The organism is Labilithrix luteola (assembly GCF_001263205.1).
GTDB classification, from domain to species: domain Bacteria; phylum Myxococcota_A; class Polyangia; order Polyangiales; family Polyangiaceae; genus Labilithrix; species Labilithrix luteola.
In genome coordinates this window covers 8,872,313-8,896,520 of sequence record NZ_CP012333.1, presented here as the reverse complement: position 1 = coordinate 8,896,520, position 24,208 = coordinate 8,872,313, and the positions used below count along the sequence as shown (strand labels likewise).

Here is a 24,208-nt window from a genome sequence, read left to right as displayed (position 1 = left end):
CCCCTCTCCGGCAATGCGAGCGGACACGCGAACAGCACGTTCCGACCGTCCTCGGGGGCCGGCATCGTCCGCTCCGGGCCAAGGCGTAGGACGTTGCCACGACCGTGCCCCCGCAACCTCAAAGATATCGAGACGCTGTTGGAACGGCGCAGCCCGAGAGGACTGTGAAACGCTTCTCCTGAGGTGGTGCCTTGACACGACTCATTTCTTTTCCCGTTCTCCTCCTTGCCGCGTCTTGCCTCGTCGCTGGCGCCGCCGCGTCGTGTGGATCCGACGAGTCACCGGCGGCCACCTTCGAGCAGCCGGACGCGCAGACGAACCCGCTCGACGGCCTCAAGTCGCTCACGATCGATCCGACGAGCGCCACGCTCGTCGCCGGTGACACGCCAACGCAAGCGACGTTCACCGCCAAAGGTGTCTTCGCCGACGGCACGAGTCGCGACGTCACGAGCAACGTCCGTTGGTCGGCAGGCCCGACCAAGGTGCTCCTCGCCAACGGTCCGCTGGTTTCGCCGGCGGGCAAGGTCGGCGGCGAGGGCCAGGTCGAAGCGAACGCCGGCGACATCACGGCGACCGCTCCGATTTCGGTCACCCTTCGTCGTACGGTGATTGCCGACGGCGCGCCCGCCGACGCGGCGACGCGTTTCAACGGCGCCGTCGACGCCACGTTCTCGCCCGAGCTCGTCTATCCCCTCGATGGCGTTCTCGTGCCGCCGAACCTCGACCCGATGGAGATCCAGTGGAAAGCCCCCGCGGGCGCCACGGTCTTCGACCTGCGCTTTCAGAGCGCGACGGTCGACGTGCACCTCTATGCGCCGTGTACGCCGATCGATGCGCCGGATCATTGCGGACTCCGGCCGAGCGCTGATCTGTGGACGTCGCTCGTCGACACGCTCGAGGGCGAAGATCCAGTCTCGCTCGTGATTCGCGCTGCAGGTGACACGCCCGGAAAGATCGGCGAGAGCAAGCCGGCCTCCGTGCAGATGGCCTCCACGCCCGTGCAGGGCGGCCTCTATTATTTTAACACGCGTGGCACGACGATGGACGGGGGCACGGCGAAGCCCGGCATCTATCGCTACGACTTCGACAAGACGAAGACCGTCGAGCCTTTCTTCACGGAGCAGCAGTGCGCTGGCTGCCACGCGCTCTCCAAAGACGGCACGAAGATGCTTGCGCCGGTCTGTACGAACGGCCGCGGGTGCGGCCGTCCCATGGAGATGGCCGTGGTCGACGTCGCGACGAAACAGTTCGTCACGCCCCCGGCGCCCGTCGGTGACTCGGACACCCAAACGTGGTCTCCCGACAATCGTTACTACGTCACGACGCCCACGTGCTCCGGCTACAACCCGAACGATCCTGGGCTCCCCGTCGAGCAGCGCGGTGCGTGCACCGGTTACACCGGCGGGATCATGACCTTGATCGATGCGACGACGAACACGTTGGTCGGCAAGCTGCCGGCGGGCCCCGGTTCTCTCTTCCCTTCGTTCTCGAACGACGGCAAGCAGCTCGTCTACGCACGCGGCGCGAGCTCCGGCGGTCCGCTCAATCTCGTGTCGGCCAGCCTCTTCACGATGACCTTCACCCCCGGCTCTCCGCCCGCTTGGGGCACGGAGACACCGCTCCTCGCGAGTCAGAATGGCGAGAACAGCTACTACCCGTCTTTCTCGCCCGATGACGCTTGGGTGGTCTTCGCGCGCTCGCAGTGCGCCGCCGGAGAAGCCGCTGCCAACTGCGATACCTACGACGATCCGGGCGCACGCGTGTTCGTGGTCTCGGCGGCGGGCGGCAACGCCATCGAGCTTGCCAAGTCCAACGGCTCGATCGCCGGTCAGCCTGCGCCGAAGCTCGATAACTCGTGGCCGAAGTGGTCGCCGTTCAAGGGCTCGTACAAAGGCGGTGACGTCTTCTGGGTGACCTACTCCACGGTGCGCGACTACGGGTTCCGCACGCCGACTGTCGACGGCAACCACGTGCGCCAGCTCTGGCTCGTCGGCTTCGACATCGCTCGCGCCAAGGCCGGGCAGGATCCGAGCTTCGCGCCGATCTGGCTTCCCTTCCAGGAAACCACGACGTCGAACCACATCGGTCAATGGACCGAGAAGGTCGTCGACAACGGGGTGAAGTAAGCGCCGGCGAGGAGGCGCTCGCTCACGCGATCACTCGGGCCAAACGCGATTGCCGCGCAACACCGATTGGTTTGCGTGGATTCGCGTGATCGTTTCGCGCAGGGCCTCCCGCTCGGAGGCCAGGCGCGGATCGTGGATGCGATCATGCTCTTCGGCCGGATCGGTCGAGAGGTCGAACAAACTTTCTTGCTCGGCCGCCTCGTGCCGAACGAGCTTGAACGGATAGCGGACGGCGACGAGCTGCACACCGTCGTACGGCTGGACGAGCGGTGCGGCCTCGGATGCGCGCGTCTCGTCGAGAAGCGAACGGCCCGCGAACGCGACCTTCCCCGAGAGCTTGAGGAGATCGGCGATGGTGGGCGCGATGTCGATCTGCGAGCCCGCGCGATCGGGGACGTGACGCGGCTCGAGGTGCCCGCGCCAGCGCAGAACGAACGCCGTGCGGAACGCCTCCTCGTAGGAGCCGAGCATGTTGATGTGAATGCCGTGCTCGTCTGCCGGGAAACTGTGGTCGCCGACGGCGACGACGATGGCGTCGCGCAGGCGCGGTCGCTTGTCGAGCTCGTCGAAGAAGGTGGCTAGCCACGCGTCGGAGTTCGAAAGCGACGCGACATAGTTGCGCCGATATTTCGTCGCCTCGTGCGGATCGGGCACGTGATTGGGGCGTTCGTTGAACGGGTAGTGATTCGATGCGTTCGCAGCGACGGCGAAGATCGGTGCGGACGGCTCGCGCTCGATTCGCTCGTCGATCAGACCGAAGAAGCGCTTGTAGAAGACGTCGTCTTGGAGACCCGTGCCCCAGAAGTCAGGGTCGTGCGAAAGCTGCGGGGGGTCCTGAAAGAGGGCTTCGTCGAACCCGATACGACGGAAAAAGATCTGGGAGCGATCGAACTCGGGCTCTGCGGTCGCCGAGTAGAAGAGGCTCTTGTACCCTGCCCCTCCGAGAACCTCGGGCAAGCACCGGAGGCGCGTGGCCCCGAGGTCGGTGAACTCCTTCGCGCGATAGAGCGGAATGAGCGAGCAGAGGGTGGCGAAATGGCCGCGACTGCTCTGAATCGAGTTGCCGTAGAAGTGCTCGAACGAGAGGCCGTCCCGCCGGCGCGCATTGAAGACCGGCGTGTAAGCTCGACCGTCCGGCCGTGTCTTGTCGGTGAAGACACCGTTCCAAGACTCGAGGAAGAGGAGAATGACGTCCGGCCGCGGCGCAGGATCGCCGGCCGAGGCAGCTGCGGCCACCGGACTCGGCACGAGATCATGCACATAGGGATAGGCCATTCCCCGGGTTGATGCCTCCGCCTCGGAATTTTCGGCGTGGAAGCGGAGGGCGGAGACGACGAAGGCCGTCAGGGCTTCGTGGGTGCTCACGCGTGCCGCAGGGAGGCCGACCAGAAGCGAAGTGCAGACGAGTGCCGCACCCCAGCGCGAGCGGACCGAGCCGGGCCATGCGCGGTTGGGAATGGTGACCAGCGCGAGTCCCGACGTCAGCGGGACGAACAGGAGAAGCGCGACCTCGCCGATCTTGAGGTTCGAAGCCACGATGTGGCGTCCCAGCGGCGTGAAGATCTCGCGCGCGTTCGCGTGAACGAAGGCGTAATCGAAGTTCCCCGCCGTCTCCTCGCACGCGATGTTCACCGTCACGAACAGCGAGAAAACAGCGAGCGTGATGGGGACCGCCAGGCGCGAGCGCACGCCGACGACCAGATGCACGAGCCCGAACATCGCCGCGACCGTGACGTAGGTGAGGATGACGCGCAGAACCTCGCCGCTTCGTGCCACGTCGTAGCCGTCCGTGGCCGCAAGCACGACGAGGAACAGCGTCTGCACCAGGGCCGCAACCCACACGCTCGTGGGCACCCAAAGGCGGAGGGCACGCGTGAATCCGCGTAAACCTATGCGCTCTACCGCTTCGCCAACGCTCGGCGCCCCCTCATGGTCGCCGGTCGGTAACACTGCCGACATCGAATCGGCTCCGTACACCAGCGGGGTGCATGTTGCAAATCACGCCTTGGAAACAGCAAGAAGGCGGTCCGTCGATCCACCCCCAAGCGCGCCCTGTCGGCGATTTCCGAAGAAAGTTCGGTGAGCCCCTGTCGCCCGAACGGTGACCTCACGCCGGCACCGAAATTGAACCAGGTTGAGCCGTCATGAGGCACACCACGCTCGGCGCGATCGCCTTCGCCCCCGTCCTCATCCCCCTCGCCGTGGTCGCATGCTCGTCGACGACCGACGACGGCACGCAGGGCGATCCCTCGTCGCCCGCCGCGGCCACCCCCGCCGATCCGAGCGATCCGAGCAGCCCGAACAACCCGAACGCCAAACAGTCGCCCGAAACGACCGACGAAGGTTGCGGAGGACTCCACGCGCCGCCGTGCGCGACGGACAAGCACTGCATGGTCGGAAAGGACTGCGCCTCACTCTCTTGCCAAGAAGGACAATGCGTCGCGGCGACCCCGACGGACGGGATCAAGAACGCCGACGAGACGGATGTCGACTGCGGAGGCGCCGTCGCCCCCAAATGCGTCGACGGCAAACTGTGCACGGGAGGCGCGGACTGCACGAGCGTGTCGTGCAAGAGTGGAACGTGCGCGCCCGCCGCCCCCGATGACGGAGTGCAGAACGGCGACGAGACCGACGTGGACTGCGGCGGTGCTCTCGCCACCACGCCTCGCTGCGCCGACACCAAGAAGTGTCTCGACGGCGCGGACTGCACGAGCCTCGTTTGTGCGGGCGGAACCTGTCAGAAGCCGACCGGCACCGACCACGTGAAGAACGGCGACGAGTCGGACATCGACTGCGGAGGCACGACGACCGGCGCTCCCAAGTGCGCCGTCGACGCGAGCTGCAACGTTCACGCGGACTGTGCGAGCGACGGCTGCGGCTACACGAAGAAGTGCGTTCAGGGCCGAAGCTGCACCGCTCACCTCGGCGGTGACACGTGCGGAAAGGGCGAGGTCGGCGACCCCGCCGCGGAGCACGTAAGCTGCTGCCAGCAGGCCCCTCTGTCGGGCACGACGGTGAAACTCGATCGCTTCACCGTTACCGCCGGCCGCATGCGTGCGTTCATCGAGCGGCAGAGCGGCGACGTGAAGAGCTTCGTGGCGACACTCCCGGCGGCCAAGTGGAGTGCGTCATGGAACGGCCTCGTCCCCGGCTCGATCGACGAGGCCAACGCGATGCTCGGCCCCTACTGGACCAATGCGCCCAACGACACCGATCCCAGCACCGAGTCGAAGCGTTCGTGCTCCTCGGGAAGCTTCGGCGGCCACACGTACTGGACGCCGGGCGACGACAAGCAGGACTTCACGCAGGACGAGCTCGACCCAAAGGGACTCAACTGCGTGGGCTGGCACCTCATGACCGCCTTCTGCGCATGGGAAGGCGGCCGACTGCCCAGCCTCGCCGAGCTCAAGAACGCGTACATGAACGGCACGAACTCGGGCTATCCGTGGAGCTTCCACGACGCCACCAGCTACAACGCGTCCGCCGCGGACCCACGGCTGAACCACCAGTTCAGCTACGGCTCCCCCGACAAGCCCACCCGCCGTTTCAACGGCACGGTCCCGTGGGACATCACTTGGTACGTCTCGCCGCCGGGGCGCTTTCCGCTCGGCTGGAACAAGAACAACATCGAGATCGCCGGCAATCTCCTCCAGTGGATCAACAACGGCGAGTACATGATCGAGCTGAATTTCTCGTGGGAGAGGCACGGCGGCGGCGCCACCTCGAGCAACTGGAAAACCAGTACGGCCCCCGAAGCCCCCAACGGCTACTACGCGATTGGCGCCCGTTGCGCCTTCGACTGAGCGAGACGCGTCACGAACCGTCACGGACGGCGCAGCGCTGCTATGCTGCGCGCCCTTCGATGCACGGGCTCGACGTCACCTTCACGCGCACGCTCTCCCCCGAAGACGCGGCTGAATACGATCTCTTCGTCGACCGCTCCCACGGCGGAGCCTACGCACAAGCGCGAGCGTGGGCGACGCCAGCCACGGCAGGTCGCCCGTTCGCGCCTCGATGGTTCCTGGCGCGCCGCCGAGGACGCCTGGTGGGCGCAGCGCTCGTGCTTCGACCGAGGCTCCTCGGTCGACTGTCGCTGCCCGTCGGGATCGTCGAGCGAGGCCCCGTCACCGACTCCCTCGACGATCTGCCCGAAGTGCTCACGGCGCTCCGCGTAGCGGCGATCACGCGAGGCATCGCTCGCCTCCAGGTGATGCCCTATTGGGCCGACGAACATGCCGACCGCGCGTCGCAGATCCTCGCCGACGGCGGTTTCCAATCCGTCCAGACCCTCTCCGGTGCCCACGCGCGCACGCTTCGCGTGGACCTGAAGGGAAAGACGGAGGCAACCCTCTTCGCGGGCAAGTCGGGCGAGACGTTACGGCGAAAGGTTCGACAGGCCGAAAAGGCGGGGGCCTTCGCTCGGCGCGGTACTGAAAAGGATCTGCCTGAGCTCGAAAAGCTCTACGCCGAACTGATGCGCGGCCAGGGCCGCGGAGCCAAGCCACGCGCCTGGTTCGACGCCCTCGCGCCGATCCTCACCGAAGGGCGCCGAGGCGCGGTCTTCCTTTGCGAGCACGAGGGCGATGTCGTGAGCGCGCTCTATGCGAGCTGCCATGGCCGCATCGCGACGTTCGTGCTGGGCGCCTCGAGTGGCGTCGAGCGCTCGTTCTCCAAAATGGTTCCGGCCATGGTCTCTGCCATCCGCTGGGCCCTTGCGGAGGGATGCGAGGCGTTCGACATGGGCGGCATCCCTCTCGAAGACGACACCGACGAGAAGCGTCGGAGCATCGCCCAGTTCAAGCTGGACTTCGCGAAGACTCCGGTGCGCTTGGTCGGTGAGCACGCGCGCTGGCTTTGAGCGGAAAGGCGCTCTGCGCCCGGGCCGGGGATGCGCTATAGGCACCTGCGCATGAGCCGAGCCTACCTTTGCGTGTCGATCGACACCGAATGCGACAAGGGCAAGGGCTGGCTCTGCCGTCAGCCCATGGCCTTCGAAGGCGTCTTCGACGGCGTCGAAAAGCGCCTCCAGCCTCTCTTCGCCTCGCATCGCGCGAAGCCGACGTACTTGCTATCGCCGGAGATCCTCCGCAACGAAGCGTGCGTCGATGTTTTTCGCCGCCTCGCCAGCAGCTGCGAGCTCGGTACGCATCTGCACGGCGAGTACGCGGAGCCGGATGCGTTCGAGCCCGACGCGACGAGCGCCTTCCAGCGGGACTACCCGCCCGAGGTCGAAAAAGCGAAGCTCGCGTACCTCACCGATCTCTTCATTCGTGCCTTCGATCACCAGCCAGCGTCGTTCCGCGCGGGTCGGTTCGGCGTCGGGGCCGCCTCGATCGGCATCCTCGAGGATCTCGGCTACGCCGTGGAGTCAAGTGTCACGCCGCACATGGACTGGGCGTCGTCGGGCGCCAAGGGCCTCGCCTTCCTCGACGCGCCGACGCAGCCTTATCGCCCCGATCCCAAAGAGCCCGGCCGACCGGGCAACGCGAAGATCCTCGAAGTCCCGGTCACGATCCGACGACGGTTCGTCAACGCCCTCCCCTGGGTCGGCAAGCACGTCGATCCGCGCTGGCTTCGTCCGACGCGTGGCACGGCCGAGTCGCTCGTCCGCGTCGCCGAAGACGAAATCGCCGAGGCGCGCCGCGTCGCGCCAGGGCGCCCGGTCATCCTCAATGCGATGTTCCACAACGTCGAGATCGTTCCCCACCTGAGCCCCTACGCCTCTTCGGAGGACGAGGCCCAGGGGATCCTCGGCCGCCTGGGTGCGCTGCTCGCTTGGGCAGAGCGTGAAGGCGTGTCGGTCGTGGGTCTCGGCGACGTACCGGAGATCCTCGCGCGGTGAGCAGTTTGGCGACGCCGAAGAAGAAGTCCGTCCTTCGCACGACCCTCCTCGTCCTGCCGGCCCAGGTGGTCTTTCGTGCGGGCGAAGCCCTGCTCCCGCTCCTTCTCGCCTACTGGTTCGGTCGAAGCGGGGCCACCGACGTCTATTACTTCGCGTGGGCCGTGTTCGCGTTCGCGGGCTCGCTCGTCTTCACGGCATTCCAGGACTCCGCTCTCGTTCCCATTCTCGCCGAAGAGCGCATCGACCGTCGCGAAGAGCTGCCTCGTCTCATCGGCTCGCTCCTCTCGTACACATGGGCCATCGGAGGGGCCATTGCCGTCGCGGTCGGTCTCGTGGCGATGGGTTGGTTCGCCTATCGCTACCAAGGCCCCGACTTCACGCTGGCCGCGACGATGGTCGTTCCGTTCTCGATCTATCTCGTGGCGATGGCGACGCGCACGTTCTTCGCCACCCTGCTCGCCTCGCAGCACCACTTCGTGGTCCAGCCCGTGTCGAGCGGCGTCGGAATGGCGCTCAACATCGGCATCCTCGCGTTCGGTCACGATCGCTTCGGCGTCGTTCTCGTACCGGTGGCGGCCCTGGTCGGCGAGATCGTCGCATCTGCCGTGCTGGCGTGGTTCACGCTCCGCATCGTGGGCCTGCGCATCGAGCTCGGGTTCGTACGCCCGCCCGCGCTCGTGCGCTTCGCGAAGCTCGTGGTCGCCGAGGTCGGCGGCAGCGCCGTTACCCGCGTCAACCCTGTGGTCGATCAGCTCATGGCCGGACTGTCGCTGGTCGTTGGCGGCGGCACGATGCTTCGTTACTCGGGCGACGTGGCGAGCCTGCCGACTTCGATCTTGCAAGCGTCGCTGCTCCCCGTTCTCCTCGCGCATCTCTCCGACGACTTCGCGGCGCGAGATCTCGAAGCGGTTCGACGCAAGGTCGTCCGTGCGGTCGCCAGCGTGTTCGGCATTCTCCTGGCGGCCAGCATTCTGCTGTACGCCATCCGCGGGCCCCTCCTCCGTTTCGTCTTTCTCCGCGGCGAGATGGACGTGGCGGGCGTCGACCGCATGATCCAGATCTTGCCCTATCACCTGGTGGGGCTCGCGCCGTTCGGCGTTCTGCTGGTGCTCGCCCGTGCTCACGTGGCGGTGAAAAACAGCACGATCATGCTGAGCATGGGTGTGCTGAACACGGTTTGCAACGCGCTCTTCAATCTCGTCCTGCTCCGCGCGATCGGTCTCGAGGGCCTTGCCCTCTCGACGTCCTGCGTGCAGGCGGCCGTGGCCGTCGTCTTCTGGTTCCGTTTCGACGCACGACTCGACGCGCTGAAGAAGGGCGTGGCCGCGGCGACATGAACGAGCGCGCATCGGCCGAACCGGCGCCCGTTCTGCACGTCGTCGTCGCCGGCGAGGTCGGTGGTGCAGAGCGGATGCTCGTCGACCTCGCCTCGGGCGACACCGCTCGCAGACACACGATCGCCCTCATGACACCGAGCGCCCGACTGCGCGCGCTCTTCCACGACGCGGGACTCGTCGTCGACGATCGCGGCCCCGTTCGCGAAAACCCCGCCAGCTACCTCGTACGCTCGCTCGGTCCCTTCGATGTGAGGTGGCTCGCCCAGACGATTCGCGCTCGGCGCGCCGGAATCGTCCACCTGCATACGTTCGGTTCGCAGGTCGTGGGCACGCGAGCCGCCATCCGAACCGGCGCACGTATCGTCCGCACCGAGCACTCCACGCGCGTCTACGACGATCCGAGCTGCTGGATCTTCTCACGCTGGTCGCTCCGTCGCGCCGACGCCTCCGTCTGCATCAGCGAACACGTGCGTGACGTCGCGCTGCTCCGTGCCCCGTGGGCCGAGCGCACCTTCCGCGTGATACCGAACGGCATCGACGTCGAACGATTTACCCCCGCGGCGCATGCCGCACGCGGCGAAAGCGAGCGCGTACGGTTCGTCATGGTGGGCCGCCTCGAGCCTCGCAAGGGCATCGACATCGCGCTCCACGCCCTCAACGAAGTGCCGCGCGCCGAGCTCGAGATCGTCGGCGAGGGTGAGTCACGCGCCGAGCTCGAGCGACTCGGCGCCCAGCTTGGCGTGTCGTCGCGCGTTCGGTTCGTGGGCTACCAGGCCGACGTCCGCGAGGCCATCGCTCGCGCCGACGTTGCCCTCTCGAGTGCCCGCGCCGAAGGCCTCGGCATCGCGTTGCTCGAAGCGATGGCGCAAGCGCGCGCGGTCGTCGCGCTGCCGACCGGCGGAATTCCCGAGTTCGTGAAGGACGGCGAAACAGGGTGGCTTGCGACCGGCTCCTCGTCCCATGCCCTCGCTGCGATCATGCGTTCGGCGATCGAACACCCTGACGAACGCTCGCGACGGGGACGTCGAGCCCGTGAGCTCGTCCTCACGCGCTACTCGCTAGCCTCGATGCGCGCATCGTACGAAGCCCTCTACGACTGGCTGCGCGCCCGCCCCGTCGCGCCGTCGTAGCCGGTCGAATCCACAAAAGGCGAGCGGCCCCGCCTCGTCGCCGAGGAAGGGCCGTTCCAGCGCGCCTGTGCACCTGCGCGGCGCGCTCGTTCGTTCAGCGAACGCCGGGGCAGCGCGTCGCCAGCACGTAGATGGCGCGCTCGGTGGTCACGAAGACCGTCTTGTTGTCCGCACCGCCGAACGCCACGCTGGTCGGGCGCTGCGTGGGGAACGGGATTTCCGCGAGCTTCACGCCGGCCTTGGTGAAGACCTCGACGCGACCGCTCTGCGTGCCGAAGGTGCTGTGCGCCTCGGCGACCCAGATGTTCTCTGCATCGTCGACGGCAATGCCATCGGGCAGATCGACGGTGCCGGTGACGACGGGCGTGCCGGGCTTGGCCACCGTGCCGTCGGTGGCCACGGCGTACTTGAGGATCTGCTTCGTCTCGGTGTTCGAGACGTAGAGCGTCTTGTTGTCCGGCGAAAGGGCGATGCCGTTCATACGCTGGACGTTGTTCTGATCGTACGTATCGATGGCGGCGACGCCACCGTCCGGCGCGATGCGGTAAACGCCGGAGCCCGCGCCAGCGTTGTCCGTCTGGAACTTCGGATCCGTGAAGTAGACGTCGCCCTTGGGGCCGACGACGAGGTCGTTCGGATTCGTGGCCGGCGCAACGGGAACGGTGGAGTTCGCCGTCTTGTTGGGCTGCGTGCGCGCAATGCCCGCAGCGCCGCCGGAGGCCGAGTACGTGGTCAGGACGCCGCCGTCGGCCGCGAACGCGTTGCCGATCGGGAGGACGTTGTCGTTGGGCGTCTGGCGGAACAGCACCGGCGTTCCGCCGTCGATGCCGGTCGTGTAGGTTGCGCGCGGAACGCCGTAGACCTGCGAGAATACGAGCTGTCCGCCGTTGGCCTCGATCCACTGCGGGCCGTCGATGAACGAGCTGGCGAGGAACGTCTCGACGAAGATCTGGCGCGGAGCCGACGCGTCGACCATGTAACCACCGGTCACGATGCCGCCGTCGGCGAGAAGCGGGTTGCCGACGCAGAAGTCGAGCCCGCCGTCGCCTGCGTCGCCGCCGTCACCACCGTCACCGGCATCGGCTGCGTCGGTGCCGCTGTCGTTCGGCGTACTGCTGTCCTTGTCACCCGGCGTGCTGCTGTCCTTCTCGCCCGGCGTGCTGCTGTCTTCTTCGCCGGTGGTGCCCGTCTCGGAGCCGCCGCCTGCGTCGTCGCTCGACGGACTGGTCGAATCGTCGCTCGAACAGGCGTACGCGTAGAACGCAAAGGGCAACACGGCAAACACGAAGGCAAGACGACGCGATCTCATAAGTTGGACCTCCAGAACGATCGCCCGAGACTAGCGCTTGACTGACCGGCAGGAAAGCCTGCTTCGCACGATGCCGAACGCCACGGTCTCGTCGTCCGTCGTCCGGCCGTCATACGTTCTTACGCATAGATGGCGCGCGAGGGGCGCGCGTGCGCCGAGCGCAAGTCCTCAGATGGACGACACGAGCATGCCTTTGGCAATCGCGTCCATCAGGTTCGAAAACGATCGCTCGTCGAAGTTCGATCCGCTCGTCATCCAGTCGACGTGGCGCGAATCGGCGGTCGGCTCGGGAGCCATTCCCCCGCGGGCCAAGGCGTCTTCAACGCGGCGCACGCGTTGCTCGATGCGTTCGACCGGCATGCGCTTTCCGCCGAAAAACGACGACCAGAACGAGGTCTTGGCGCGGGTGCTGGCGAAATGGCCGAGGACGTCGAGGTGATCGCCGTAGCCGGCCCACACGACGTTGCCCCAGAGTTGCGACCGGAGCGGCACGACGCCGTCGTTCGAACGCACGCCGGGGAGGCGCTCGAACGCCCGAAGGAGCACGCGCTCGGTCTCTTCGCCAGGATCGGCCGCCGCGCACGGATAACGCTCGTCGTGGCGCGAGGTAATCCCGTAGAGCGTCGTGAAAAGCGCTGAAGAAACCGCACGCCAGGGGCTCTTGAAGCTCTTGGCGAGGTTCCGCGGCGAGGGGGCCGGCGCCATCGCGCACGTGGACTGGTAGACCACGCCGGACCGATCTTCGACCCCGGCGAGAAAGAGGTCCATCGCCTCGGGCGTCAGCTGGATGACCGCGCCTTGGTCCTTACGGATGGCATCGAGGTACGCCCTCACCTCGCGGCTCGTCGCCGGTTCGAGGGCGCGGAGCAGCGTGTCCGTCGCGCGATCGAGCACCTTCAACTCGACGCCGATGGCGTTGTCCAGCCGGCCGATCGCCATCACGAGCGCGCTCGCGGCGGCGAGCGGAGGCGCGCCGAGCGAGAGGCCGATGAACGTGAGCGCGCTCACGGCGTAGAGCATTCGCTGACCGCTGACGGTCGCGAAGAAGCTCGCCATCGGCGTGCCGTAGTGAGGCGTGTTCATCGTGGTGATGCTGCGCAAGCGCGGCAGCCACGCCAGATTGCGCGCAGGCGTCGGCAGGCTTCCACTGGGCGATGCGACGAGCCGCGCATCGAGCCCTCCGGTGGAGTGACCGAGCAGGTGAACGGGGCCCTGCTCGCCGACGCTCTCCGCAACGGCCTCGGCAAGCCGGACCGCGCGCCGACGAATCGAGGCCGTCGGCGCCACGTCCACGACGTAGGTCCGAAGCGCCTGACCGGCATCCTCGAAGCGCTGGGTGAGCGCGCGCTCGACGTGCGCGAAGTAGTCGTACGTTGCGAGCTTTCCGAACCCGAACATGCCGGGGGACAGGTAGACCCGATGAACGAGCGCCACCTACCGGGCCATAGCATGCATCGACGGATTCAGTCGCGTTTCGCCCCGTTCGCGGGTTTCGCGAGCTCAGCCAAGCAGCCTTGCGTTAAGAATGCACGGTGTGACCGCCTCTTCGGATCTCGCCAAAATGAACGCGCGCCTCGTTCGCTGTACGGACTGCCCGCGACTCGTGGCGTGGCGTGAAGAAGTCGCCCGCACGAAGCGCCGGAAGTACATCGACGAGCGTTACTGGGGAAAGCCGGTCCCGGGCTTCGGCGATCCCGAGGCGCCGCTCGTCATCCTCGGTCTCGCTCCGGGCGCGCACGGCGGAAACCGCACCGGCCGCGCCTTCACGGGAGATCGCTCCGGCGACTTTCTCTACGCCGCCCTCCACCGTGCGGGGCTCGCCAACCAGTCCACCAGCACGCATCGCAATGACGGCCTCGTTCTGCGAGGCGTCTACATCACGCTCGCGGCGCGCTGCGTTCCCCCAGACAATCGCCCCACGCCCGACGAGGTCCTGCAGTGCGGAAGCTGGCTCGACCGTGAGCTGGCGATCCTCCGCCCGCGGGCCATTTTGGCGCTCGGTGCCGTCGCATGGGACGCGTACGTGGCCCACGCGCAACGGCATGGTGTCGAGATCCCGCGCCCGCGTCCTCGGTTCGCCCACGGTGCCACCACGGACCTCGGCTCCGTGACTCTCCTCGGCTGCTACCACGTCAGCCAACAGAACACGCAGACCGGCCGGTTGACGGAGGCGATGTTCGACCACGAACTGCGCCAAGCAATCGCCGCTGCGACGCGTCTACCCCCTTGAGTGCGCCTATTTGTCTCCTGAGACATCGCTCCAAGGGGTGTGCGGCAAACCCTTGAGATCACTCATAAACACCAATTGATCCAAGCGGTTAGATCTAGGTTGAGGTCGTACCTTTTTGGCTCGCTCCAGTCGATTTGGGGTTCCAAGGCCCCCGTGGTGCACAGTATGCCCAGGGGACGCGTAGGGAACTACGCGCTCCTGGGCGGGCTGCCCCCCGGGACACGCCGGAGGAGCAAGAAGTGATGAAGAATCCCCACCCGGCTTGGCTTAACAAGGCTTTTGTCAGCGCGTGCGTAGGCGCCACCGCAGCGGCGCTTCTCGGCGCGGTTGGCTGTGCCCGCCTCGGTGGGGATCTCGTTCGCAGCCCGCTTGGTGCTCGCGTGTTCGCGGCCAAGCAGGTCACCGCGTCCCTCGAGCGCGTGGCGCATGGCGGCCCCGAAAATGTCGAGCTTACGTCGGCGGCGATCGCCCCGCGCCTGGCGTTCATTGCCCCCGCGGACGTTCCGGTCGAGCAGCTGCTCCCGGAAGGAGACCGTCCGCTGCCGATGAACGGGCTCTGCCCGCCGGACATGGCGAGCATCGACGACCGCTTCTGTGTCGACAAATACGAAGCCTCGCTCGTCGAAGTGCTCGGCGACGGCCGCGAGCAAGCCTGGCCCTATTACCTGCCTGTCGAAGGCCATCGCGTTCGCGCCGTGAGCGAAAAGGGGGCCTACCCCCAGGGCTACATCAGCGAAAAGCAGGCGATCGAAGCGTGCCGCGGCTCGGGCAAGCGCCTCTGCAAGCCGGCGGAGTGGAGGAAGGCCTGCCAGGGCCCCGATCCGAAGAAGTTCGGCTACGCGAACGAGCGCACGCCAGGGACCTGCAACGACCAGGGCCGTAGCCCGGTCGGCTTCTTCTACGGCGCGGACGTCGCTACGGGGAAGGCCTGGACCTGGGACAAGATGAACGATCCGCAGCTGAACCAGCTGCCGGGAACCCTGGCCGAGACGGGCTCGCACGAAGACTGCTCGAACGGCTACGGCGTCTACGACATGGTCGGCAACATCCACGAATGGGTGGACGACCCGGCCGGTACGTTCCAGGGCGGCTACTACCTCGACGTCACTCAGAACGGTGACGGCTGCGGGTACCGCACAGACGCACACGAAGCCTGGTACCACGACTATTCGACCGGTTTCCGCTGCTGCGCGGACGTCGCCCAGTAGCGCACCCACGCCTGACGTCGAGTCTCGACGGCCCGATCATCGTCTGCCATAACGGCGCGCGATGTATCGGGCCTTCGTCGCCTCCGCCGTCTCGCTCGCAATCCTGGCGCTCGCAGGCTGCTCGCGCGGTGCCCCCGGCGGCGCCCAAGGCGAGCCTCCCGCCCCCGTCGCGAAGGAAGACACGCGGCCGATGCTCAATGTGGCCGTCGTCGAGGTCAAAGATGCCAGCGCGCCGCCGGTCGCGACGACGGAGCCTCCCCCACCCGCTCCGCCCTCGCTCGCGGGCAAGACCATCTTGCACGTCGGAGACTCGATGGTCGGTGGCCTCGGCGGCCTCACGAAGGCCCTCGAAGAGCGTTTCGAGAAGGAAGGCGCGAAGCTCGTCCGCGACTACAAAGTCAGCGAATCGATCGTGACCTTCGACAAGTCGAAGAAGCTGAGCGGTCTGCTCAAAAAGCACAACCCCGACATCGTCATCATCACGCTCGGCGCCAACGACTCCCTCGTCCCTTTTCCGAAGGTGATGGCGCCCAACGTCGAGAGCATCGTGAAGCGCCTCGAGGGCCGCGAGTGCTACTGGATTGGCCCGCCGATGTGGAAGCCGGACACCGGCATCGTCTCGGTGATTCGCGATCACGCATCGCCCTGCGCGTTCTACGACTCGAGCCCGCTCAAACTCCAACGCGGCGACGACGGCATCCACCCCACGAACCAAGGTGGCGCCGACTGGGCGGACGAGTTCTGGAAGTTCTTCCGTAAGAGCGAGACCGAGCGCGTGGCGGCGAGCGAGCCGGCCGGGCCGCTCACCGGTCACTGACGGTCACTTCACCGCCGCAGGGCACGTCGACCGAGTGCGCGCGACCGCTGCTGCCCACCTTGATCATGTGCATGCCGCACTTGACCGTGATGGGTTGCGGGGTCTGTCCGACCGTGCGCTCGTCGATGAAGATGCGTCGGCCGGGTGCCGCTCCTTCCGTCTTCACGATGCCGGTGCCGGCGGAAGGCGTCGGGGTCGAAGGCTTGGCGGCATTCTTGGCGACGGGCGCGGGGGGCTCGGCGCCAGCGCTAGGCGTCGCCATGGCCACGACGCTCGCCGACGGCGCGGCGCTCGGGGCCGGCGCGACTGCGCTTGAGGATGCGGACGGCTCGCCGGCGGGTGACGCGCTGACGGTCGTGGCCACGAAGGGACTGACGGTGGGCGTCGGGGGCGTCGGGGCGAGTACACTCGGGGCCGTGATGTTGGCCTGAGCCCGGCGCGCGCGCACGTACTTCATCGCCCCTACCGCCGCGAACGACGACGTGCAGAGGAACATCCCCGACAGCACGAGAAGGAGCGGTCCACGACGACGACGACGCGAAGGCGGAATGGATGTCGGCCGGTCGGGGCCGAAGGGCGGCACTGAATCGCGAAGGACATCCTCGGAGAGAGAGAGCACGTCCGAGGGATTCACCAACGCCGGCTCCGGAGCCGGCAGCGGTGGTGGAGGCGGAGGCGGAGGCGGAGCGACCGCTGCCGGCGGACTGGCCGCCTGAACGGAGGGAAGAGGTGGCGGCGCCGGAGGCCCGCCTGGCACGCTCACGCCTGTTTCTGCGCGAGCCGCCATCCGCTGCTCGCTCGACGTCCGAAGCGGTGGCGGCGCCGCCGGGATGTGCCCGATCTCGCGCGTTCGCTGCGCAGCGGTGCGCTCGCCGAACAGATGCGGCGGGACGGTGGTCGGCACGTCCTTCAGCAGATCGTCGATTTGATCGCGCAGACCAGGCCCCGGCTTGAGTTCCGAGAATGGCTCGTCGAGCTGGAGAACCGGCGAATCGGCGTTCTTCACCGGAGGCACGACCAGCGAGTCGAAGAGGCCGACGGGCGCGAGCGAACCGGCTCCGCCCGGCGCCGTCGACGTGGTCACCGCCGGCGATGCGGGCGGCGCGGGCGAAGCCTGCAAGGTAGTGCCGCCCAGCGGAGGGGCGACGGTCGCATGCATGGTCTGACGATACGGCGAGGGCTTCGGCACTGCCCCCGCGGCCGGCTGGGTGCCCGAGGGACGCGGTGCTTTCACGCCCGTCGGGGCTGCGCGCGGCACGCGAGGCGGCGCCATCGCCTGGGACGACGGATGGAGCGCGTCAGCCTCGCCGGGCGGCGGCGGTGGCGGCATCGACGTCGCCGAGATCTTCGGCTCGTGACGGACGACGCCAAGGGCCGCCAGCAGGCGCTCGCGCCCCTTGTCGGGGTGCACCGCCGCACGCAGCACGGCCACCATCTCCTCGGCGGTGATCGTGCGCTTCTGCGCGTTCGGAACGAGCGCACGGCTCACGGCTTCGCGCACGGTCTTGTCGATGTCGGGTCGAAGCGCGTCGAGGGTGACGAGCCGCGGCTCGGCCATCGAACGCATCACTTCGACTTCCGGAAGCGCGCCGCGCTGGAACGCACGGCGCTTGGTGAGCATTTCCCACAACACGATGCCAGCCGCATAGACGTCCGCCCGAGGCGTGACGGGGGCACCGGTCACCTGCTCGGGCGCCATGTAGCCGTACGTTCCGCGCACGAGCCCTGCCCTGCTCTCGTGCGTCACGCCGGTGACCTTGGCGACGCCGAAGTCAGCGAGCTTCACCTGCCCGTCCCAACCGATGAGCACGTTGGTCGGGTTGACGTCGCGATGGATGACAGGAGCGGGCGCTCCCGATTCATCGTTCGCCGCGTGCGCCGCAGCGAGCGCGTCGAAGATCGCCGCGGCGACGTGAATCGAGGTGACGTCGTCGAGGGCGCCGCCCATCGCCTTGAGCATGCCGCGAAGGCGATGGAGCGGAGGCCCGTCGACGTACTCGAGGACCATCACGAGCTGCGCGTCGCCGGAGTCTGCGGAGGGCGCCGTTCGCTCCGCGCGATCCGTTACGGAGGTCGACGTCGCGAAGAAGTCGAACAGGCGCACGATCGCCGGGTGTGAGAGTCGCGCGTAGGCCGCGGCCTCACGCGCGAACATCTTGGTGAAGTCATCATCGCTCTTGTACTGCGCCAAGAGCCGCTTCAAGACGACGGCGCGCTCGAACCCGAGAGGGCCTTCGGCCTTCGCAAGGAGCACGTCGCTCGTGCCACCGATCGCAAGCCTGCGAACGATGCGGTACCCACCGATACGCTCGACCGTGCTGTCTGTCTTCTCCACCGCGCTTCTATCCAGCGTATCGAACGCGAGGCTCGGCACGCCAGTCGAGAACGAAGGGCGCAGGCTTCCCTACGCCGGTTCGGTCACGGTTCGGCTGGCTGCCTCACAGGCTATTCGCCGGCAGCCTTCTGACCGGCAAGATCGGCTTCGACCTCGTCCAAGAGCTGGTTTGCGCGCGCCTCGTCGATGCCGAGGCCCTCGGCGAACGAATTGAGCGTCTCGTTCTCTTCGTCGGCAATCGCGTTGTCCGCGAAGGCGACGGCTGAGGAGAGCACGAACGCGACCTCGGCACGCGCGCGATCCTCATGGAGCGCAGCCACGACCTCGTTCAGTCGAGCTTCACGCCCCTGCTCCTGGACGCCCTTGACGGCGGCGTCGAGCATCGCGTCGATGTGGGCGCTCCGCACGGCGTCGCCCGAGAGATTGCGAAGCGCCCCCTTGAGGACGTCACGCTCGTCGTTCGAGATCTTCCCGTCGGCGCTCATCATCAAGTACATGGCCTCGCATATCGGGCCGTACTCGGCGGCGACGGTCATGAGCTCCGCCTCCTCCTTCGCCAAGCTCGGATCAGGCGCGATCAGCGAGGGACGCTGGCCGCGGGTCTGGAGCTGATCACGAAGGCGCGCGATGGTGGAGTTGGAGAGCCAGATCATTGCCGCGAGCGTATCTGCACCCGCGGCAAGATCAACGGCCAACCCCGCGTCACCGGATCCTCACGCGGCGTTCACCGAGTGAGGTACCGGCGACGGCAACCGATCAAGCGTCGAGCCTGAAGAGCTCTTCGAGGTCGCCCTTCGTGAGCTTCTTCGCGCCGCCGACGTCCTCGCTGAGGACAGCCGCCGTGAGCTCACGCTTCTTGCCTCCGAGCTCGAGGATCTTCTCCTCGATGGTGCCCTTGGCAATGAGGCGGTACGTCGTGACGACCTTGGTCTGACCGATGCGATGCGCGCGGTCGGTCGCCTGATCTTCGACGGCGGGGTTCCACCAGGGGTCGAAGTGGATGACGGTGTCGGCCGCGGTGAGGTTGAGACCCGAACCGCCCGCCTTGAGCGAGATGAGGAAGACCGGGGGGCCGTCTTCGCGCTGGAAGTTCTCGACGCGCGCCATGCGGTCCTTCGTCGAGCCGTCGAGGTACTCGTAGCGCACGCGGTCTTCGTCCATCGCCTTGCGAACGAGGCTGAGCATCGAGACGAACTGGCTGAAGACGAGGACACGGTGCCCGCCGGAGATCGACGTCTGGATGAGCTCGCGGAGCGCCACGAGCTTGCCCGAGTCTTCGTCGCCGAAGGTGCGCGGCAGGCCGAGCAGGCGCGGATCGCACGCCGCCTGACGGAGCCGCGTGAGGCCGGCGAGGATCTGGATGTGGCTCTTGGCGATGCCCTGACGCTCGACCTCGCCCATGACCTGAGCGCGGACTTCCTTGAGGACGGCCGAGTAGAGCGACGTCTGCTCGCCGGTGAGCTCGCAGATCTGATCGGTCTCGATCTTCTCCGGGAGATCCTTGGCGACTTCGGACTTCGTGCGTCGAAGGATGAAGGGGTGAATCGTCGAGCGGAGACGGCGCGCCGCCTTCTGATCACCGTTGTCGATCGGACGACCGTAGCGCTCCTCGAACTTGTCGAGCGGGCCGAGAAGGCCGGGGCTGACGAAGTCGAAGATCGACCAGATTTCCGAGAGGCGGTTCTCGATCGGCGTACCGGAGAGCGCGAGCCGGCGATCGGCCTTGAGACGCTTGGCCGCGCGCGCCGTAGCGCTGAGCGGGTTCTTGATGTTCTGCGCCTCGTCGAGGATGGCGTACTTCAGGTCGAGACCGGCAAGCATTGCCTCGTCGCGACGAAGCAGCGCGTAGCTCGTGATGACGACGTCGGCATCTTCGAGCTCGTCGGTGCGCTCTTTGCGGCCGCCACCGTGCCAGACCATGTGCTTGAGCGAGGGGGCGAACTTGTCGAGCTCGCGCTCCCAGTTCGTGACGACGCTCGTGGGCGCCACGATGAGCGCCTTGAACTTCTTCTTGCCGTCGCTCTTGCCCTCGGCCTTCGCGTCCTTCTCCACGGCGCTCTTCACGGCGAGCAGAAGAGCGATGGTCTGGACCGTCTTACCGAGACCCATGTCGTCGGCGAGGATGCCGCCCGAGCCGATCTCGTGGAGGAACCAAAGCCACTGGAAGCCTTGCTCCTGGTACGGACGGAGCTGCGCCTTGAGGTTGCGCGGCTTCTTGACGACCTTGATCTCGTCGACGTTCTTCAGCTTGCTGAAGAGCTCTTTCGCGCCGTCGCTGACGTGCGCCTTGCCGACCTGATCGAGGAGCTCCTGGATGCGTCCCGCCTGCGAGAGCGGAAGGCGCGTGCCCTGCCCGCCTCCGGTCGCGAGGATCTCGGCCTGACGGGCGAGGACCTCTTTGACCTTCTCGGCATCGATGCGCGCGAACGAGCCGTCTTGCAGACGCACGTAGCGACGCCCTTCGGCGAGGCAGCGCGCGAGCTCTTCCTGGGTGACCGCGACGCCTTCGGACTCGAAGGACAGGCGGAGCGAGAGCCAGTCGACGCCACTCGAGACGCGCGCGTTCGCCGAGAGCGTGCTCGAGCGGACTTGCACGTCGACCAGGTCGTCGGGGAGGAAGAGATCCCAGTCTTCGGGCAGCGAGCCGACGGCTTCCGTCCAGAACTGGATGGCGTCGTCGCCGCGGGCCACGAAGCCCATGCCGTCTTCGTCGGTCGAGAGACCGAGCGCGCGGAGGGCGCTGGTCGCTTCCTGCTGCGCGGCGATGTCGCAACGGATGACCGTGGCGCGCTTGGACGCCGGGACGCGGCGTGGTCCCGAGCCGATGTCGTCGTCGTCCGAATCGGTCACGCGCGGCGGCTTCACGATGACCGGTGCGGTCATTCCGTCGGCGCGGACGTCGATCTCGACGTCGGCGTAGTCGGCGCGGAGCGAGACGCGTGCTTCCGTCAGCGATCCACCGGCGCGCAGGCGGAAGGTCGGCCGAATGTCGACGACGTCGGCGACCTGCGAGAGATCGGGCAGCTCCGCACCAACCTCGAGCGCAACGCGCGGGAGGCCCTGCGCGAGGAGCACCGGGAGGTTGTCGATCGACTCCGAGATCGACGGCGTGCGCGTGAGGCGGCGGATGCTCGCCGGCGACAGACGCCGATCGACCGGGCGAGCCCAGCCTTCCTGCGCGTCCACGTGCCAGGCGGGGCTGCCTTCGAACCAGCCGCCCTGCGCCAGCGTGAACTTGCGCGGATCGCCGGCACGCATGAAGGCCGTCTTCACGATGACCTGCTGGCCATCCTGGCTCAGCTCGAGATCGAACCGCGGGCGAAGCGGCTCGTCGCCGAAGCGCAGCTCCATCATCTGCGGTTCGAGGATGACGCGACGCCCCTTCAGATGCGGAAGGAGCTCGGAGGCGTCTTCCCCCCGGATGTCGATGCCGACGCGACGCGGACCATCGTTTTCGAGACGGGCCAGGACGCGCAGCGCCTCGCGGTCCGGCGTGGGTCGCTGCGCCTGGAATTGCAGCATCGCCGAGGCGGAGAGCGGCGTACGGGCCTCGGGATCGAGCAGCGAGATGGTCAGCGCACCCGCGCGGACCTGCATGCGGTACTCGATCGACTTCGGCGCAGGCGGCATCGGCTCGGGCAGCCAGGCATCGACGCCGGTAGCGGATCGATCGGAGCGTTCACCGCGTTCACCGCGTTCACCACGATCACCAATCGAGAAGCCCGGACGGCCCGGGGCGCCGCCCCCATCGATCCTCCGATCGGGGGGACTCCGCCCGCCCGCTGCGCGGCGAGCTTTCGGGCCCGTCGGCGCGCACGGCGGCTGCTGCCGCCCATGCCCTCGGGATCATTGCCGTGCGAGCGGTCGTGACCCGGCCGATCATGCCCGCCACCCCCGCCCCCTCCGAGGCCACCGCCTCCTCCGGCTCCCATCGCGGTAACTCCGTGAATTCCGTGCGACGCACCGTTCGTTCCCGCCGGCGCAAGATCGAGGCGCGGCTGCTTGGGCCGAACCTGATCGCGACAGGAGATCAGGAGCGCTGCAACGTGTTTGCAATGTCCGTTGATCTTCGGGAACGCCGGACACGAGCACTCGCTCGTGAAACCGGACGGGGTCACCTGGAGTTTGACGGCGTACGGCTCGAGGTCCGTGCCCCTCACGTGTCCGCGAGCGGCAAGGTCCTCCATCTGGACGTCGGAGACGGCCTGACGGCGGACGTAGTCATAACCGCGCAGAAAAGCCCGTGCGCCGAGCAATCGGCGAAGGGCGCGGTCGTTAAGCTGGCTCAGCGCTTCCGTGAACGGAGTCGACACTCGAAGCTCTCGTTCGCGTCCTACGAGGGACGCGCCTTTCCTTGGTAACAGGAGAGGAAGAGGTGGAGAGATGGAGAGGGCGGAAAGAGCTCGCGTTTTTCGGGGCCCAGCAGAACACAGAGGCCTCGCCGTCCGACGCGGTCGATGCCAGTTAGCATCGAGCTGTTGGGAGAGCAATACTTCGTTAATCGAGGAAATGCCAGGCCAGACGTGCCTGCATTTTCGAGCGACGAGCCACCGCCCAGCTCCGACGAGCGGGGCTGACCTCGCGCGCAGCTGCTGAATTTAGCTCTGTTTTGAGGCTCGCGCGATCAGTCGCAGCGATAGGAGACCCCCGGCTGCGGCTCGCGCGGGCCACCATCGACGGCAACGCACGGGTTCGCGGTCAGGTCGGTTTTGTATTCCCCGCCCACGCGCGCGGGAGCGCACGAGTAGCGGATCATCATCGATACCGCATCGCACGCGTAGTCCGGCTGGAAGTCGAGCTTCGCCGACTTGGCGATGTCGAGCGAATCGCAGATCCGGCCCTTGATGTAACTGAAGAAGAGAGGATTCTGGCAAACGCGGGTTCCGTCCTGGCCAATACCGGTCGGCGAAAACGCCGCGCCTGCCGCCGAGAGCATGTCCGTCGCCGCCACGCGCCCGGCGATGATGCCGTCATCGAGGCGCCACAAGGTTTGCTCTTCCGGCGTCGCAGGGACGTTCGGATCCCTCGGCTTCATGTCCTTGTCGAGCGGGACGAGCTTGCCGACGGAGACCGGCGAGCCCATGGCGAGCACGATGTCACCGAACGGCACGCCGACGGAGAGATCGAGCTCGACGACGAGTGAGTAGTCGGTGACGTGCCCGGGACCGTAGGCGACGGGGAAGCCGTTGACGATGGTGCCAGGAAGCACGGACCAGGCATCGGTCCCGCACCAGCCGGGCGTGTACCAACCGCGGCCGGTGCCCTCGGGCACGGACTGTGGACAGCCCTGATCCCGGATGCCGTCCGAGGCCACGAAACCGACCTCGACGTCGCGATCGTTGGCGCGCCCATTGTACTTTCGCACGAAGAGCAGCGCGCTCTGACGACCGCGGGAGATCCCCTCGTTGACGCCCGCGAAGTCGTCGATATCGAACCCGACCTGGAAGGTCGCGACGGAGTCGCCGAAGAAATTGTCGACCCCACCGTCGCCATCGCACGCGGGCTTGCCCTTGCGAACGCACGAGCTGGCGCCGTCGTGCGCGGTATCCGGGCGCGTGTCGCAAGTGCACACGTTGTCGAGGTCGACACCGGGATGGCCGTCGGGATTGTCTTTGAGGGAGAAGCGCTCCATCGCCATCACGATGGTCGGCAGCTCGAAGGCGGCGTCGTCGTCGACGGAGGGTGTGTCGGGAAGACGGGCGTGCACACAGGGATCGATGGGCCCGGCTTCGGTCGGTGCAGACGCGTCCGGGACGTCGGTCACCGTCGGTCCGGTCGTGCTCTTGTCGACGCGCTCGATTCCGGCAACGAGCTGACAGGCGGCCAGCAACGAGACGAGCGACAGTCCAAAGAGCGCTACGCGACGAGCCATGA

17 protein-coding genes are annotated in these 24,208 nt (G+C 67.1%); 9 read left to right on the top strand and 8 right to left on the bottom strand.

The window, feature by feature from the left end; translation table 11 throughout:
- The first annotated feature begins 191 nt into the window (after nucleotides 1-191).
- Nucleotides 192-2,126: a TolB family protein gene (locus AKJ09_RS38660; protein WP_146652851.1), complete on the top strand. Its 1,935-nt coding sequence runs from the start codon at nucleotides 192-194 to the stop codon at nucleotides 2,124-2,126.
- A 30-nt stretch (nucleotides 2,127-2,156) separates the two neighbouring features.
- Here AKJ09_RS38660 and AKJ09_RS38655 read toward each other — a convergent pair whose 3' ends face one another.
- The gene (locus AKJ09_RS38655) at nucleotides 2,157-4,085 is read right to left on the bottom strand and encodes a sulfatase-like hydrolase/transferase (RefSeq protein ID WP_146652850.1); all 1,929 of its coding nucleotides are present in this window, start codon (nucleotides 4,083-4,085) and stop codon (nucleotides 2,157-2,159) included.
- Nucleotides 4,086-4,270: 185 nt separating this feature from the next.
- Between AKJ09_RS38655 and AKJ09_RS53630 the strand changes: the two genes are divergently transcribed.
- The 5 genes from AKJ09_RS53630 to AKJ09_RS38635 are packed head-to-tail and all read left to right on the top strand — an operon-like array spanning nucleotide 4,271 to nucleotide 10,435.
- A complete protein-coding gene (locus tag AKJ09_RS53630; RefSeq protein WP_169928211.1) occupies nucleotides 4,271-5,929 on the top strand; it encodes a hypothetical protein in 1,659 nt (552 codons plus the stop codon).
- Nucleotides 5,930-5,988: 59 nt separating this feature from the next.
- On the top strand, nucleotides 5,989-6,984 hold the full coding sequence (locus AKJ09_RS53625; RefSeq protein WP_169928210.1) for a lipid II:glycine glycyltransferase FemX: 996 nt from the start codon (nucleotides 5,989-5,991) through the stop codon (nucleotides 6,982-6,984).
- A 51-nt stretch (nucleotides 6,985-7,035) separates the two neighbouring features.
- Nucleotides 7,036-7,968: a polysaccharide deacetylase family protein gene (locus AKJ09_RS38645; RefSeq protein ID WP_146652849.1), complete on the top strand. Its 933-nt coding sequence runs from the start codon at nucleotides 7,036-7,038 to the stop codon at nucleotides 7,966-7,968.
- Nucleotides 7,965-9,305 carry a lipid II flippase MurJ gene (locus tag AKJ09_RS38640; RefSeq protein ID WP_146652848.1) on the top strand — a complete coding sequence of 447 codons (1,341 nt, stop codon included), beginning with the start codon at nucleotides 7,965-7,967 and terminating at the stop codon, nucleotides 9,303-9,305. The genes AKJ09_RS38645 and AKJ09_RS38640 overlap by 4 nt, the downstream gene beginning before the upstream one ends.
- Nucleotides 9,302-10,435 (top strand): glycosyltransferase family 4 protein, encoded by a 1,134-nt coding sequence (locus AKJ09_RS38635; protein WP_146652847.1) that lies wholly within the window; start codon nucleotides 9,302-9,304, stop codon nucleotides 10,433-10,435. Before AKJ09_RS38640 ends, AKJ09_RS38635 begins: the two co-directional genes overlap by 4 nt.
- Nucleotides 10,436-10,529: 94 nt before the next feature.
- Here AKJ09_RS38635 and AKJ09_RS38630 read toward each other — a convergent pair whose 3' ends face one another.
- Both AKJ09_RS38630 and AKJ09_RS38625 read right to left on the bottom strand, forming a co-directional pair.
- Nucleotides 10,530-11,744, bottom strand: coding sequence for an SMP-30/gluconolactonase/LRE family protein (locus tag AKJ09_RS38630; RefSeq protein WP_146652846.1), 1,215 nt, complete (start codon nucleotides 11,742-11,744; stop codon nucleotides 10,530-10,532).
- A gap of 168 nt (nucleotides 11,745-11,912) precedes the next feature.
- Entirely contained in the window at nucleotides 11,913-13,178 is a 1,266-nt protein-coding gene (locus AKJ09_RS38625) for an esterase/lipase family protein (RefSeq protein WP_146652845.1), read from the bottom strand.
- A gap of 91 nt (nucleotides 13,179-13,269) precedes the next feature.
- Between AKJ09_RS38625 and AKJ09_RS38620 the strand changes: the two genes are divergently transcribed.
- From AKJ09_RS38620 to AKJ09_RS38610, 3 genes are all read left to right on the top strand, one after another.
- Nucleotides 13,270-13,974, top strand: a complete 705-nt coding sequence (locus AKJ09_RS38620) for a uracil-DNA glycosylase (protein WP_146652844.1) — start codon at nucleotides 13,270-13,272, stop codon at nucleotides 13,972-13,974.
- Nucleotides 13,975-14,216: 242 nt separating this feature from the next.
- Nucleotides 14,217-15,182, top strand: coding sequence for an SUMF1/EgtB/PvdO family nonheme iron enzyme (locus AKJ09_RS38615; protein ID WP_146652843.1), 966 nt, complete (start codon nucleotides 14,217-14,219; stop codon nucleotides 15,180-15,182).
- A gap of 61 nt (nucleotides 15,183-15,243) precedes the next feature.
- Nucleotides 15,244-15,999 carry a DUF459 domain-containing protein gene (locus tag AKJ09_RS38610; RefSeq protein ID WP_146652842.1) on the top strand — a complete coding sequence of 252 codons (756 nt, stop codon included), beginning with the start codon at nucleotides 15,244-15,246 and terminating at the stop codon, nucleotides 15,997-15,999.
- On the opposite strand, the gene AKJ09_RS55740 is transcribed toward AKJ09_RS38610, so the two are convergent.
- From AKJ09_RS55740 to AKJ09_RS38590, 5 genes are all read right to left on the bottom strand, one after another.
- Entirely contained in the window at nucleotides 15,986-18,334 is a 2,349-nt protein-coding gene (locus AKJ09_RS55740) for a serine/threonine-protein kinase (RefSeq protein ID WP_146652841.1), read from the bottom strand. The two genes, AKJ09_RS38610 and AKJ09_RS55740, sit on opposite strands and share 14 nt — an antisense overlap.
- 110 nt (nucleotides 18,335-18,444) lie before the next feature.
- Nucleotides 18,445-18,987 carry a TerB family tellurite resistance protein gene (locus AKJ09_RS38600; RefSeq protein WP_146652840.1) on the bottom strand — a complete coding sequence of 181 codons (543 nt, stop codon included), beginning with the start codon at nucleotides 18,985-18,987 and terminating at the stop codon, nucleotides 18,445-18,447.
- A 103-nt stretch (nucleotides 18,988-19,090) separates the two neighbouring features.
- Nucleotides 19,091-21,964 carry a DEAD/DEAH box helicase gene (locus AKJ09_RS38595; protein WP_146652839.1) on the bottom strand — a complete coding sequence of 958 codons (2,874 nt, stop codon included), beginning with the start codon at nucleotides 21,962-21,964 and terminating at the stop codon, nucleotides 19,091-19,093.
- Entirely contained in the window at nucleotides 21,907-22,521 is a 615-nt protein-coding gene (locus tag AKJ09_RS56420) for an SWIM zinc finger family protein (protein WP_420814291.1), read from the bottom strand. Before AKJ09_RS56420 ends, AKJ09_RS38595 begins: the two co-directional genes overlap by 58 nt.
- Before the next feature lie 437 nt (nucleotides 22,522-22,958).
- Nucleotides 22,959-24,206, bottom strand: coding sequence for a hypothetical protein (locus tag AKJ09_RS38590; RefSeq protein WP_146652838.1), 1,248 nt, complete (start codon nucleotides 24,204-24,206; stop codon nucleotides 22,959-22,961).
- Nucleotides 24,207-24,208: the final 2 nt, after the last annotated feature.